The sequence below is a fragment of the Pseudomonas haemolytica genome (assembly GCF_009659625.1).
Lineage (GTDB): Bacteria > Pseudomonadota > Gammaproteobacteria > Pseudomonadales > Pseudomonadaceae > Aquipseudomonas > Aquipseudomonas haemolytica.
In genome coordinates, this window is sequence record NZ_VOIW01000005.1 from 616720 (window position 1) to 630642 (window position 13923).

At 60.7% G+C, this 13923-nt stretch carries 12 protein-coding genes and 1 pseudogene; 8 read left to right on the top strand and 5 right to left on the bottom strand.

Annotated elements, in window-relative coordinates:
- Positions 1–5: 5 nt before the first annotated feature.
- Together FRT59_RS19300 and FRT59_RS19305 are read right to left on the bottom strand one after the other, a co-directional pair.
- The gene (locus tag FRT59_RS19300) at positions 6–389 is read right to left on the bottom strand and encodes a DUF1294 domain-containing protein (protein ID WP_153872047.1); all 384 of its coding nucleotides are present in this window, start codon (positions 387–389) and stop codon (positions 6–8) included.
- Entirely contained in the window at positions 386–1216 is an 831-nt protein-coding gene (locus FRT59_RS19305) for an undecaprenyl-diphosphate phosphatase (protein ID WP_153872048.1), read from the bottom strand. Before FRT59_RS19305 ends, FRT59_RS19300 begins: the two co-directional genes overlap by 4 nt.
- A 227-nt stretch (positions 1217–1443) precedes the next feature.
- Between FRT59_RS19305 and FRT59_RS19310 the strand changes: the two genes are divergently transcribed.
- From FRT59_RS19310 to FRT59_RS19320, 3 genes are all read left to right on the top strand, one after another.
- Complete coding sequence (locus FRT59_RS19310) at positions 1444–3078, top strand: methyl-accepting chemotaxis protein (protein ID WP_153872049.1); 1635 nt, start codon at positions 1444–1446, stop codon at positions 3076–3078.
- A 194-nt stretch (positions 3079–3272) separates the two neighbouring features.
- Positions 3273–3836, top strand: coding sequence for a nicotinamide riboside transporter PnuC (pnuC, locus tag FRT59_RS19315; protein ID WP_153839811.1), 564 nt, complete (start codon positions 3273–3275; stop codon positions 3834–3836).
- Entirely contained in the window at positions 3833–4363 is a 531-nt protein-coding gene (locus tag FRT59_RS19320) for an AAA family ATPase (protein ID WP_034119539.1), read from the top strand. Before pnuC ends, FRT59_RS19320 begins: the two co-directional genes overlap by 4 nt.
- A 45-nt stretch (positions 4364–4408) precedes the next feature.
- Here FRT59_RS19320 and ggt read toward each other — a convergent pair whose 3' ends face one another.
- Positions 4409–6133, bottom strand: a complete 1725-nt coding sequence (ggt, locus tag FRT59_RS19325; RefSeq protein ID WP_153872050.1) for a gamma-glutamyltransferase — start codon at positions 6131–6133, stop codon at positions 4409–4411.
- Between the two features lie 246 nt (positions 6134–6379).
- Here ggt and FRT59_RS19330 point away from each other — a divergent pair, with 246 nt between their 5' ends.
- From FRT59_RS19330 to FRT59_RS19345, 4 genes are all read left to right on the top strand, one after another.
- Positions 6380–6820, top strand: coding sequence for a GNAT family N-acetyltransferase (locus tag FRT59_RS19330; RefSeq protein WP_153872051.1), 441 nt, complete (start codon positions 6380–6382; stop codon positions 6818–6820).
- On the top strand, positions 6817–7410 hold the full coding sequence (locus tag FRT59_RS19335) for an FMN-dependent NADH-azoreductase (RefSeq protein ID WP_153839809.1): 594 nt from the start codon (positions 6817–6819) through the stop codon (positions 7408–7410). The genes FRT59_RS19330 and FRT59_RS19335 overlap by 4 nt, the downstream gene beginning before the upstream one ends.
- A gap of 59 nt (positions 7411–7469) precedes the next feature.
- Positions 7470–8615: a MalY/PatB family protein gene (locus FRT59_RS19340; protein WP_153872052.1), complete on the top strand. Its 1146-nt coding sequence runs from the start codon at positions 7470–7472 to the stop codon at positions 8613–8615.
- Between the two features lie 89 nt (positions 8616–8704).
- Positions 8705–12415, top strand: a complete 3711-nt coding sequence (locus tag FRT59_RS19345) for a dermonecrotic toxin domain-containing protein (RefSeq protein ID WP_198809728.1) — start codon at positions 8705–8707, stop codon at positions 12413–12415.
- Positions 12416–12449: 34 nt separating this feature from the next.
- Here the strand turns inward: FRT59_RS19345 and FRT59_RS19350 are convergent, their stop codons facing one another.
- Positions 12450–12665 carry a TOBE domain-containing protein gene (locus FRT59_RS19350; protein WP_003173733.1) on the bottom strand — a complete coding sequence of 72 codons (216 nt, stop codon included), beginning with the start codon at positions 12663–12665 and terminating at the stop codon, positions 12450–12452.
- Positions 12666–12798: 133 nt separating this feature from the next.
- On the bottom strand, positions 12799–13413 hold the full coding sequence (locus FRT59_RS19355) for an LbetaH domain-containing protein (RefSeq protein WP_153872053.1): 615 nt from the start codon (positions 13411–13413) through the stop codon (positions 12799–12801).
- Positions 13414–13719: 306 nt separating this feature from the next.
- Here FRT59_RS19355 and FRT59_RS19360 point away from each other — a divergent pair.
- Positions 13720–13923 (top strand): annotated as a pseudogene (locus FRT59_RS19360) (ribonucleotide-diphosphate reductase subunit beta); the annotation flags it as partial.

The following is a 13923-nucleotide window of genomic DNA, read 5'->3' on the forward strand; positions in this document are numbered from 1 at the left end:
GGCCCCTACAGAATCGACAGCAACGTGCCGCCCAGGAATAACTGGTCCAGCCAGAACACCTGGTGCAACAGCACGATCACCCAGAACAGCACCTGGTAAGAGACCTTGCGCGTCTTGTGCCGGAACACCTGCTGGGCGATCAAGGCCCCCGGCCAACCGCCCGCCAGCTCGACGGCATGCAGGATGTTTTCCGGGGTGCGCCAGCCTTCGGTCTGGGCCTTGCGCTTATCGCTCCAGTACAGGAAAAACGCCACCACGCTGACCACGCCATACGCCGCCAACGGGATCACCGTTTCGCCGCGATACCACAGCAAAGCCGAGCCCAACAGCGGTGCGGCACACAACAGCACAAAGATCAGCGCCTTCAGGCGTGGGTGCTGGATGTTCATGGCTTGACCGCAGTCCAGTCGATCCAGCCGAACTGCCAGGTCGCCAGGATCACCAGGCCGAAGGCAATCCGGTACCAGGCAAAGACCGCGTAGCTATGGCTGGCGATGAACTTGAGCAACGCCTTGACCGCGATCATTGCGAAGATGAACGAGGTAACAAAGCCAATGGCGAACACCGGAAAGTCCGCCGGCTGGAACAGGTCGCGGTACTTGTAGCCCGAGTAAACCGCCGCACCGACCATGGTCGGCATGGCCAGGAAGAACGAAAACTCGGTGGCGGCCTTGCGTGACAGGCCGAACAACAGGCCACCGATGATCGTTGCACCGGAGCGCGAAGTGCCCGGGATCATCGCCAGGCACTGGGCCAGGCCGACCTTGAGGGCGTCTTTCCAGGTAATGTCATCCACCGTTTCAGCGCGCACCGCATGCTGGCGGCGCTCGGCCCACAGCATGATCACGCCACCTATCACCAGGGCAGTGGCCACGGTGATCGGGTTGAACAGGTAATGCTTGATCAGGTCAGCAAAAATCACCCCCAGCACCACGGCCGGCAACACGGCGATGATCAGGTTGACGGTGAAACGCTGGGCGTTGGGCTGGGTCGGCAGGCCGATGACCACATCAAGGATCTTGCGGCGAAACTCCCAGACCACCGCGAGAATCGCGCCGAGCTGGATGATGATGTTGAAAGCTTCGAAGCGCTCGCCGCCGAAATTGATCAGGTCGGCGACGATGATCTGGTGGCCGGTGCTGGAGATCGGCAGGAACTCCGTCAGCCCCTCGACGATGCCGAGAATCAATGCCTGTATGGCGGTCCAAAAATCCATGCTGTCTCCAAAGGTCATGCGCTCGGCATGCCTCTTAGTCTTTTTTAAAGTTCACTGACGACGAACGCACTCAAGCGCCCGCGGTTGATTCTCAACGCCGGTCTGCAAAAATTCCGTGAAAAATCAGGCAGTACTCAGGTTTTTCGATTCCGGGCCGAAAGCCTATCAGACACGCCGGAAATCTCGAAGCAGCACCACAATTATAAAGAGCATGGAGTGACAGGACGATGAACAGTTTGCGCAGCATGTCGATCAGCCGCCGCCTTTGGCTGATCCTGATAGTCGCCGTGTTGATGCTGCTGGCCTTGGGGCTGCTGATGCTCAACCAGATCCATGGCGAACTCTACCAGGCCAAGCGCCAACAGACCCAACACGTGGTGCAAACCGCCAGCGGCGTGCTCAGCTATTACCAGAACCTGGAGAAAACCGGCGTACTGACCCGTGACGCGGCGCAGCAGCAAGCCCTGAGTGCGGTGCGCGGCCTGCGCTATGACCACGATGATTATTTCTGGATCAACGACCTCACCCCCGTGATGATCATGCACGCGGCCAACCCCAAGCTTGATGGCCAAAACCTCTCGGCGATTCGCGACCCGGATGGTTTTGCCGTGTTCAATGAGTTCGTGGTCCTGGCCAAGGCCAAGGGCGCCGGCATCGTCAACTACCGCTGGCCGAAACCGGGGGCCGAAGCGCCGGTGGAGAAAACCTCGTATATCCAGCTGTTCGAGCCCTGGGGCTGGATTATCGGCTCCGGCGTCTACGTGGATGATGTGCAGGCTGAATTCAGAGGCCAGGTGTGGAAAGCCTCGGTCATCGGCCTGGGCATTGCGCTGATGATGGCCGTGCTGGTGCTGCTGATCGCCCGCAGTATTGTGCAGCCGTTGCAGGCGGCGGTGAATGCCATGGGCAATATCGCCAGCGGTGAAAGCGACCTGACCCGCAGCCTCGACACGCACGGACGCGACGAGCTCACTCAACTGGCCCGGCACTTCAACAGCTTCACCGCCAAGTTGCGCCAGGTGATCGGCCACTTGCAGGTATGCGCGAACGCCCTGGGCCAGTCATCCACGGAGCTGGGCCACAACGCCAGCCAGGCCCACGACCGCAGCCAGCAGCAGTCGCAGCAGATGGAACTGGTGGCTACCGCCATCAATGAAGTCACCTACGGCGTGCAGGACGTGGCGAAGAATGCCGAACACGCGGCCAGCGAAATGCGCGATGCCCAGGCCCAGGCGCAACAGGGCCAGGTCAACATCGACGGCAGTCTGCAGCAGATCGACCAACTCTCCACCACCATCAACCAGGCCGTGGAGGTGATCCGCACCCTCTCCAGCGAAAGCACCCAGATCGGTGGCGTACTCGAAGTGATTCGCTCCATTGCCGACCAGACCAACCTGCTCGCCCTCAACGCCGCCATTGAAGCCGCGCGCGCCGGGGAGCAAGGCCGTGGGTTTGCGGTGGTCGCCGATGAAGTGCGCTTGCTGGCCCAGCGCACGCAGAAATCCACCGCCGAAATCCAGGTGATGATCGAACGCCTGCAAGGCCACTCCGAAGCGGCGGTCAAGGTCATCAGCGACAGCCACAGCGCCTCGCAGCTGACCATCGAACAAGCTGGCCAGGCTGGGGCGAGCCTCACTGCCATCGGCCAGGCGCTGCACAACCTCAACGGCTTGAACGCCTCGATTGCCAGCGCCACCCTGCAACAGGCCCATGTGGTGGAAGATATCAACCAGAACGTCACCCAGGCCGCTGGGTTGTCTCACAGCACAGCGCTGGCGGCGGAGCAATCCAGCGTGGCGAGTGCGCAGTTGCGTGGGTTGAGTGAGCAGCTTGATGGGTTGCTGCGCCAATTCCGAATCTAGCGCTGGGCAACTTGTGGGAGGGGGCTTGCTCCCGATTGCGACGATCAGTCAGCTCATCTGCAACTGACCCACCGCAATCGGGAGCAAGCCCCCTCCCACATTTTTGTACGATGTATGGCCGTCGCACGCAAGTTTGAAGATCGCCGACCTCTAGGTACAATCACCGCCCTCTCCCACTCTCCCAAGGATCCGCCATGTCCGGGCTTGAACTGTTCGCCGCCGCCCTGGGGGTGATCGCTGTCTGGCTGACGGTCAAGCAGAACCCCTGGTGCTGGCCCATCGGCCTGGTCATGGTGTTGCTCTACACCTGGGTGTTTTTCGAGGTAAAGCTCTACTCCGACATGCTGCTGCAAGTGGTATACGCCGCATTGCAAGTCTATGGCTGGTGGCAGTGGACCCGCGCCGGCGAGGTCAAGCAGGGCCGCCAGGTCACCAGCCTGGGAACACCTGCGATCATGGCCAGCCTGGCCGTGGGTGCCGTGGGCAGCCTGTTGCTCGGCGCTGCCATGGCCCACTGGACAGACGCCGCCCAGCCGTGGCTCGACGCCGCCCTCACCGGTTTCAGCCTGGTGGCGCAGATGTGGATGGCACAAAAACGCGTGCAGTGCTGGCCGTTGTGGATTGTCGTGGACGTGATTTTCGTCGGCTTGTTTCTCTACAAAGGCCTCTACCTCACCGCCGCGCTTTATGCACTGTTCACCATGATCGCCGTACAAGGCTGGCGCGAATGGCGCGCCGACCCGGCGTTGCGTTCATGAAGGTGGTGGTACTGGCCGGCCCCGAATCCAGCGGCAAGAGCTGGCTGGCGGCGCAGTTACACGCGCACTTCGGCGGGTTGATGGTGGGCGAATATGTACGGTATTTCATCGATCACCATCAGCGTGACACCTGCCTGGCGGATATCCCGGCGATTGCTCGTGGTCAGCTGGAATGGGAGGACGACGCCCGTGCCCAGCGCCCTGCCTTGTTGATCCTCGACACCCACCTGTTGACCAACAAGCTGTGGAGCCAGACCCTGTTCGGCGACCATCCCGGCTGGCTCGACAGCGAATTGCTGGCCCGGCACTACGACCTGCACCTGCTGCTCTCCCCCGAGGACGTGGAATGGAGCGCCGACGGCCAGCGCTGCCAGCCGGACCTGGCGGATCGCCGGGCGTTTTTCCAGGCCAGCCTGGAGTGGATGCAACAGCACCAGCAACCGTTGGTGGTGATTCGCGGGGATTGGCAACAGCGCCGGGTCGCCGCGTTTGCAGCGGTAAGGCAACTACTTGCACAACCCCTGTAGGAGCGAGCTTGCGCTAGCTAGCAAGCTTGCTCCAGCGCACCGGCGTTAGTAACCCAAGGACAGGCCCGTATTACGCCGCGGGTCGTTCGCCCCATAGAAGCGATTGCTACCCACCGGCTTACCACCCAAGGACGGCGCGCCCACCAGGATCGCAGCCAGGTGGTTGGCATCTTGTGGGCCGGCAAACTTATGGCCCCAGCTTTCGAGGATCTTCTGGGTGTCCGGGCTGACCGCGAAAGTCTCCAGGTTGGTGGACTCAGGCATCCATTGCTGGTGGAAACGTGGCGCGTCCACCGCTTCCTGGATATTCATCTTGTAGTCGATGACATTCAGGATGGTCAGCAAGGTAGCGGTGATAATGCGGCTGCCACCCGGCGTGCCGACCACCATCACCGCCTTGCCGTCCTTGGTAACGATAGTCGGGCTCATCGACGACAGCGGCGCCTTGCCCGGTGCGATGGCATTGGCTTCACCCTGGACCAGCCCGTACATATTTGGCACGCCGACCTTGACGGTGAAGTCGTCCATTTCATCGTTAAGGATTACCCCGGTCTTGCTCGCCATTACCCCGGCACCGAACCAATCGTTGAGGGTGTAGGTCACCGAGACCGCGTTGCCCCACTGGTCGACGATGGAATAATGCGTGGTGTTATTGCCTTCATGGGGCGACACACCCGGTTTGATCGCCTGGGAGTCCCCGGCCTTGTGCGGCTCGATGGCGTCACGCAGTTTGGCGGCATAGTTCTTGTCCAGCAGATGCTCGATCGGGTTCGTGACGAAATCCGGGTCGCCGAGGTAGCTGTTGCGGTCCACATAGGCGTGGCGCATCGCTTCGATCTGGTAGTGCAGGCCCTGGGCCGAGTGATAGCCCAGATCGGCCATCGGGTAGCCTTCGAGGATGTTCATGATCTGGCAGATCACCACGCCGCCCGAGCTGGGTGGCGGTGCCGAGACCACATGGTAGCCACGGTAGTCGCACTCGATGGGTGCCAGTTCGCGGGTCTTGTACTTGTCGAGGTCGGCCTGAGTGATGATGCCTTTGCCGGCCTGGCTGGAATCCACCAGAGCCTTGGCCACCCAACCTTTATAGAACCCGTCGGTGCCCTTGGCGGAGATTTCCTTGAGGGTCTTGGCCAAGTCCTTCTGCACCAGCTTCTGACCCACCTGCAGCGGTTGGCCGTTGTGCAGGAAGATCCCGCGCAAATCCTGGTCTTTCTCGAACTCGCCGGTGGCGGTGTGCAACAGGTCGATATCGCCCTGCTCCAGCTCAAAGCCGTTTTCTGCCAGCTTGATCGCCGGAGCAATCACCTGGGCGCGCTTGAGGGTGCCGTACTTGCTCAGCGCCAGTTCCATACCAGAAACGGTGCCTGGTACGCCGACCGCCAAATGGCCTTTGGCGCTCAAGCCCTCGACCACATTGCCGGCCTTATCCAGGTACATATCGGCCGTCGCCGCCAGCGGAGCTTTTTCGCGGAAGTCGAGGAAGGTCTTGCGCCCGTCTGCCAGTTGCACGGTCATGAAGCCACCACCACCGAGGTTACCCGCCGCCGGGTATACCACCGCCAGCGCGTAGCCCACGGCAACGGCCGCATCCACCGCGTTGCCGCCGGCCTTGAGCACATCCACGCCAACATGGGTGGCCAGATGTTGGGCGGTCACCACCATGCCGTTTTCACCGGCCACCGGGGCCTGGGAAGCAGCGTGTACAGCGCTGACCGTCAGCACCAATGCAGCGCTGATCAGGGTACGGCTCAAAGGTTGGTATTTCATCCATGGCTACTCTAATTATTGAGATGCCCCAAAATAGCCCGTCTCGGATTTAATCCCCAGTGCAATGGCGTTTTTATTACAGAACTTGTCGGTCATAGAACGGCGCGTACGCCCCGCAGGTTTAGGCCCGATCATGCCCCAACCGACTTGTTCAATCATGCCCCTGTTGGTGGCCCGCAACCGCCGCGAGAATGATGCATCCTTTAAAGCACAAGGAACGCCCATGCGTCACCTGGAGCCCCGCCTATGAACGAGCACGTCGAATTCCATCTGATGGACACCGAGGCCGACTACCTCGCAGCGTTCGCCACCATGCAGCAACTGCGCCCACACCTGACCGACGCCACCGCCTTCGCTGCGCAAATCCAGCGGCAGAGACAAAACGGCTACCACCTGCTCGCCGCTCGCGAACACGGTCAAGTGATCGGCTTGGCCGGCTACCGACTGACAGAAAACACCCTCTACGGCCGCTTCATCTACGTCGACGACCTGGTAGTGGACGCCGCCCTGCACCGGCGACGCCTGGGCGAACAACTGCTGGACAAGGTACGCCAACACACCCGCGCCCTCGGCTATCGTTACCTGGTGCTGGACACTGGCATGCATATGGCCCTGGCCCAACGCTTCTATTTCCGCCAGGGCTTGCTGCCACTGGGGATGCACTTCTCTCAGGACTTGAACCCATGACCCGCGCCCTGTTGCTCAGTTTCAGCCCCCACGGCAAAGCCGCGCAAACCTTCAAGCTGGCCCGCGCCCTGCTCAATGACCTCGTACCGGGCGCCCAGGTTAGCGAACGCGATTACGGCGCTCAGGCATTGCCGCCACTGACCCGCGAGTACGCCAACGCACTGACCACACCCGGCGGCTTGAGCGGCAGCGCGACGGCGCTTTCCGAAGAGTTGATCGTCGAACTGGAAGCCTGCGACCTGCTGATCATGTGCACCCCGGTGCACAATTTCACCGTGCCGGCAGCGCTCAAGGCGTGGATCGACCATGTGGTGCGCATCCACCGCAGCTTCACGGTCAATGAGCAATTTGCAAAAGTCGGGCTGCTGCGTGATCGGCGCACCTTCGTGCTGGTGAGTTCGGGCAATGCGCGCAAGGGCCACGAGCCTGACTTCCTCACGCCCTACCTCACCACCATTCTCGCCACTGTGGGTATCTACAGCGTGGAGTTCGTCTACCTGGGCGCCATGGTACGCGGTGACGAAGCGGTCAATCGTGCGGTGGAGCAGGCGCACCAGCAGTTGTCTGCGGCAATCGGCGCTGGCCTATAAAATTTATGGCGCTAGAATCAGCGCCATTCTTTTCGCCGCCGCCCTGATACGAGCCTCCCATGAGCTTTGATTTCGACACCATCCACCCACGCCTCGGTACCGGCAGTACCAAGTGGAGCCGTTACCCGCAAGACGTCCTGCCGATGTGGATCGCCGACATGGATATCGCCGCGCCGCCCGCCATATTGCAAGCCCTGCATGCACGTCTCGATCAGCAGATTCTCGGTTACAGCGTTGCAGGCCCAGACGTACGCGACGCCATCGTCGCCGACCTGTGGGCCAAGTACGCCTGGCGCGTGCAACCCGAAGAGCTGCTGTTCCTGCCCGGCGTCGAGCCTGGCTTCAACATGGCCCTGCATGCCTTCGTCCAGCCCGGCCAAGCGGTGGTGTTGCAAACCCCCAACTATCGGCCGATCCGCCTGGCCCCCGGTCACTGGAACCTGCCGCGTATCGAAGTGCCATTCGAGCTGATCAACGGCCAATACATCACGCCAATGCCTGCGATGCGCCAGGCATTGAACAGTGCCGGTGCCCTGCTGTTGAGCAACCCGCACAACCCCATCGGCAAGGTGTTCCCGCGCGAAGAACTGCTGGCCATGGCTAACGCCTGCCTGGAAAGCGGCGCGTTGATCATCAGCGACGAAATCCACGCCGAGCTGTGCTTCGATGGCCGCTGGCATATTCCTATCGCCAGCCTCAGCCCCCAGATTGCCCAGCGCACCATCACCCTGATGTCGGCGAGCAAGGCTTATAACGTCGCAGGCTTGAAGACCTGCTTCGCCGTGATACAGAACGCCGAGGTGCGCGAGCGTTTTAATCAGGCGCGCTGCGGCATGGTCGATAGCGTCAGCCCCTTGGGCCTGGAGGCTACTCGCGCCGCCTACAGCCAGTGCGGCGACTGGCTTGATGCGCTGGTGCAGCACCTGCAAGCCAACCGCGACTACCTGCTCGATGCGGTGCAGACTCGACTGCCCGGCGTGGTGATGCACGCGCCGCAGGGCACCTTCCTGGCGTGGCTCGATTGCAGCGCCCTGGGCTTGGAAGACCCGCAACAGTTCTTCCTCGAACACGCCAAGGTCGGCCTGAGTGCAGGGATCGAATTTGGCGATGACAGCCAGCAGTTCGTACGCCTGAACTTCGGTTGCCCACGGGCGATGCTGGAGGAAGGTTTACAGCGCATGGAGATCAGCTTACAAAACCGCTGACGCCGGCCGGAACCGCACCGCAGGTTTTCAACACACACCAGGCTTAGCAAGCCGTTGTGTTATTGAAATCCTGCCGGAGCCGAACGCCGATGATCCTGCCGCCCCGCCCTCTCGCCCCCATTGTCTGGGATTTCAAACCTATCACCGGCGATGCCCCTGCCGCGTTGCCATCTTATGGGGTAGAGCCCCTGCAACGACCGCGCAACCCGCAGCGCCATAGCCACTCCACGTCGACAGACGGCCAGAAAGCCAACTACAAGCAACTGCTGCAGACCACGAACAATGCGCTACCCAGGGTGCGCGACGAAGCCAAGAAATGGGCCGAAGAGCTCGTGTTCACCTTGACTGGCTTGAAGGTAGATGCCGACACAGTCTTCCTCAATCGCTTCCAGCAAGCCCAAAGTGCCGACACCGCCACCGGCTGGGAACACCTGGGTGAGGAACCGACGGTTTCCCAGTCGCTGCCGGACGCGCTGTTGAGCAACTTCAACGAACACGACGGGCTACCCGGCGTGCTTGACCAGGAGGCTGGCCTGTACAGGGTGGGACGCGGGCACAGTACAAAGGGCGGCTATGGGGCGCATAACCAGTTCCCGCTTACCCCCTCCCAACTGATGCATGAAAGCTGGAAAAGTGACTTTCAGGCACGCATGACCCAAGTGCAGGAAAACTTTTGGCGCGATCATGGCGATGACTACCGCACCCTGTTGAAGGGCGAGTTCGTGTTCCAGGCGCGTGAGCAGCTCAAGGCCTACGAGCGCGCCTCACCTGCAGAACGCCTCAAGATGCCGGCCGAGCATCGCTTCACGCAGGATCACTATCGTCTGGTGATGGGGGCCGTCGCCAACCTGCCGCTGGATGAACACCAGCCACTGACCGTGAAACAACTGCAGGCGTCAGCGCCCGTAGAGGGCGTGGTAACCACCCATATGCTTGATATCAACGGTTTTCCCGCAAACGATATCCTGCGCTTCACCGCCGCCGATGACGGCACCCATCGGCACTTGCGGGACCGCCGGGACGGTGTGCAGGTGCTGTACATACCGGCACATAAGCCGCCTTTTCTGCCGTTCGACTCTCTGGCCCAGATGGACCAATGGGTTGCTCGACAAGCACTGGAGTCGCACTTCTGCCTCAGGGACCGGCAAGACAACGACGTCGGGTTCTGGAGCGATTTCAAATCCTTCATCACCGGCGATCATTACTCGAACACCGGCGTGGACAGCGCGTTGCGTTACCTGAGCAGCGGTTATTGGGACAGCATCGAAGGCACCGTCATCGACAGCGCCAATGTACGCATTCATGGCGATGTCTTCAGCGTGCTAAGTGACGCCACGCGCAAGCGCATGGCCAGCGACGCAGACGTGATGATCAAGTCCAACAGCGAGGTCACCCGCGATACCTGGCTGAACGACCTGACGGCAGCGGCTGGCCTGGCCGCCAAGTTCGCGGTGATTGGCGAACCGATCGCCATCGGCTTCGCCACCGCCACCGGCTTGGCAGAAACCACGCTGGGCACCGAGAAGGCGATCTCCGGTGACACCCAGGCCGGCCGAAAACAAGGCACTGCGGCCGCATTGGATGGCTTGCTCAACACGCTGTTCTCGGCAACAAGTGGCACCGTAAAAGAGCCTGTGGTCGAGCGCCCCACGAAGATTACCGTACGCACCGAGCTTTTCGCCGATGGCAAACAGCACATGGTCATCGATCATCCTTTGAAGCCCAGCGCCTATACCTTGCCCCGCGCCAATGGCTATGACCTGGTGGATCGCGGCAGGGTTTATCGCTACCTGAACACCCAGCCGAACGAACTTACCGACCTGGAATCGGCGCAACATACCCAGGCACGAGCGGATTTCGAGGCCTTCTGCCCTGCCCCTGCAACGGGTGGGCGGGTACGGCGCGGCGCCAACGACGAATGCTTCATCAAACTCGTTGCAGACCTGCCCAAATCCGAAAGACCGCTACAGGCCCTGGAACATGTGCGGTTGTTCCCGTCCAAAGCCGGGCTCTTTAAACGCGAACGTACGGTGGTCTACGAGAAGCGCCTGCACAAAATGGTACAAAGCGACACCGGCCCCCAACTGCTGCCGGTCGCCAATGGCGAACGCATCACTTACAACGCACAGGTGCGCGGCCAGATCATGGTCGACCCAGGCTTCGGTTTTTACGCAGGCGAAAGCGCAGGAGCCCTCGCTAAAGACACGCGCGTGGTAAAGCTCAACAGCATCAGCAAGGCCAGCGATGATCAACGCCAAGTCAGAGGCGTAGTCGTCACCAGTGGCAGCCAGCAGTACCTGGTAGTGGAGGCCGACACCGCCGAGTTCTACTACGCGCCACTGGGCAAGGCGCAGACGGGGGACATTACCTTCAAGAAGTGCGGCCCCTTTGAGCTGAGCCTCGCGCAAGGTTACCGCCAGTTTCTGAGTGCACAGCACAGCGTGCAGGCCCTGGAGGCCGACTTCATCGCCCTGCCCACCCTCAAGAAAGCCTACAAGCAACTCAAGCTTGCAGGTTGGCGCACAGACGACATTGATGAATTGAAGCGACTCTGCAAGGGACTGGGTCCCGACCAACAGCGCGAAGTGATTTACCAACTGCAACAGGCCAACGCGATCCTGCAACCGGATATCGCCCTGCGCCCCCATCGTGTCTCACCCCTAGAAACGCCTGTCGATTTCCCTTCCTGGCCAGCGAAACGACAAAACCAGTTCTATGCGCAAAAAACCAAAGACAAGGTGAATCAAGTGTTCAAGGCCACAGGGTTGGGGCCGGGCAATCAGTTGCGCTCGGCCAATGACCTGGCCAGGGCCGATGCGGCGACGCTGACGCTGGGCTGGTTGCGCCGCACTACCAGCCTGCGTGCGCCCAACACAGGCGATTTGATCATGAAGACCGGTGCGGGCAATTGTGGCGAAATGGCCATATTGGCCCGGGATATCCTCACCAGGAGTGGCGCCAGGGCCACCGAGTGGCATGCCAGCGACGCGCACGCCTTTACCGTGGTCGGCGGCCCGCCGGGAATCGTCAAACCGACGGTGGACTTCTCCGAGCCCGCCTGGGCTAACGCCTGGATTGTCGATGCATGGGCCGACATCGCCTGCCCGGCGTCTGATTACACGCGCCAGTTGAAAGCCACGATGACCCAATGGAGCCAGGCTGGCTGGAAAATCCGTGAAAGCCTCAATCGCAATATGAGCCCCCTGGATCCCGACTGGATGGACAAACTCATCAATCGTCCCAAACAGCCCTATCCGGCCGAGCAGGTAACCGAGCCGGCCCCGGTACTTCCCCGACCGCGGCTCAAACCTGCTAATACCGTGCATGTCGCCATGGGCGAAGCCACCACCCTGACCGCTGGCGATGAAGTGCTCTCAACCCGCAGCTTGACCGATTGCTCGGCCATTGCGGTGCTCACCGACTGGGACGGTACCCGCTACCAGTCACGCACACTGATGCACCTGACCGGCAGCAATCTGGAGCTGGGCCTGCGCGGCGGCGATACCCAGGCGTTGCTGGAAAAACTGCAAGCCTCGTTGAACGAAGGCGGTCGCGTCATCCTGGTGGGCGGGGTCAGTTCCGACTCCCTGCAAGGCATGGCTACTACTATCGGGCAATCGTTCCACGGCCGGCAGCCGCTCAGGGAATTGCTTCGAGAGCGACCGGGGGTCAACGTGACGCTGGCTGGCTCCCTCGGCATCACAGTCAATCCCGACGGCACGTTTGAGCTGATCGAGGGCACCGGTAAAGGCCTGCTCCCTCAGGATCAAGTCAGGGAAATCTTCAATCGACTTGACTGAAGATGGCGCCTTGCACGCTGTGGTGGTTTCACGCTTACAACTTGGCGATAGACACTTCAGTGGACTTCACAAAGGCAATCACTTCACTGCCCACCTTCAACTCCAGGTCACGCACCGAACGCGTGGTAATCACCGAAGTGACAATGCCCGACGCGGTCTGCACGTCGATTTCCGACACCACTTCCCCCAGCAGAATCTCCTTGATCACGCCCTTGAACTGGTTGCGTACGTTGATCGCTTTAATGGTCATGTCGGCTTTCCTTTTGGCTGTTGGGTCAATCCGCACGAATGCGCAGGCCTTCAAAATGCGCCAAACCATCAAAAATCAAAAGGAATATATAACTCTTTATTTATGCGATATTGATATATCCCAGCACTCAGCTTTACTGCTTCTCTCCATCAAATACCTGCCCACGCGATACCACACTGGCGGGCATCAGTACCGCCCCCGGCGCCAATACCGCATTGGCGCCGATCCGGCACTGGTCGCCTAAAAGGGCACCGAACTTGTCGCAACCGGTACGCTGCAACACCCCATCGACCCGCACGTGTATTTCCTTGTCATCCCGCTCATTGCGGTAGTTGGCGACAATGCTCCCGGCTTCCAGGTTGATACCGTGGCCCAGCACCGAATCGCCGACAAAATTGAAGTGCGCCAGCTTGCTGCCGCTGAACATCAAGGTGGTTTTCAACTCGGCGCCGGGGCCGATGATGCAGCGTTCATCGACCCAGCAACCACCGCGCAGCAGCGAACCACTGGCGATAAAGCAGTGTGCGCCAATGATCAACGGCCCCTTGAGCACGGCGCCCGACTCAACCGTGGCGCTGCGATGGATGGCGATGTCATCGTGGATGTCGTAATCATCGGCAGGCAGTAAGGTCAGGAGTTGGCGCACGATGACCGGCGCCTGGATGACCAGCGCCCACGGCGCCAGGTCAGCCCAAGGGGCCAAGGGCGATTGGGCAAAGTGCGCGATGTAGTCGGTGAGTCGGATCAACGTCGAGCCCTCAAGAGGTCAGGTAAGTTCCAAACGCTAGCATGTCGACAAGGGCAAACGAAACGTGCGCGTGAAAGCCCAAGCGGTGCGCGGCAGCGACCAATGACCGCATATCTTGTGCGTTGACCGTCGTTGTTACACACCATATAGTGTGCCGACAAACAGAACAGACCACTACATAGTGTGCAGTATCGGTATTTACCGACCACACTATGCGCAGTATTTCAATGCCTAGTAGCCTGCAGATCGCACATTATTTTGGACGGGTTTACACGCCGTCAGAACAGACCAGAAGGGAGTATTTCAATGCTGAGTTGGGATGAAGTCGACAACGAGGACACCGGTGCAGCGGTGATCAAAGGCGCCAACGCCGGCCATGCAAGCGAAGCCAACATGGACCGCCTCGACGGTGCCGGCGCCGCTGCCGCCTTGGAAGCGCGCAATGTGACCGCCAACGACTCCGCCGCGATCATCCGCGCCAAGGCTGCCCTGGACAAACTCGACGTCGCC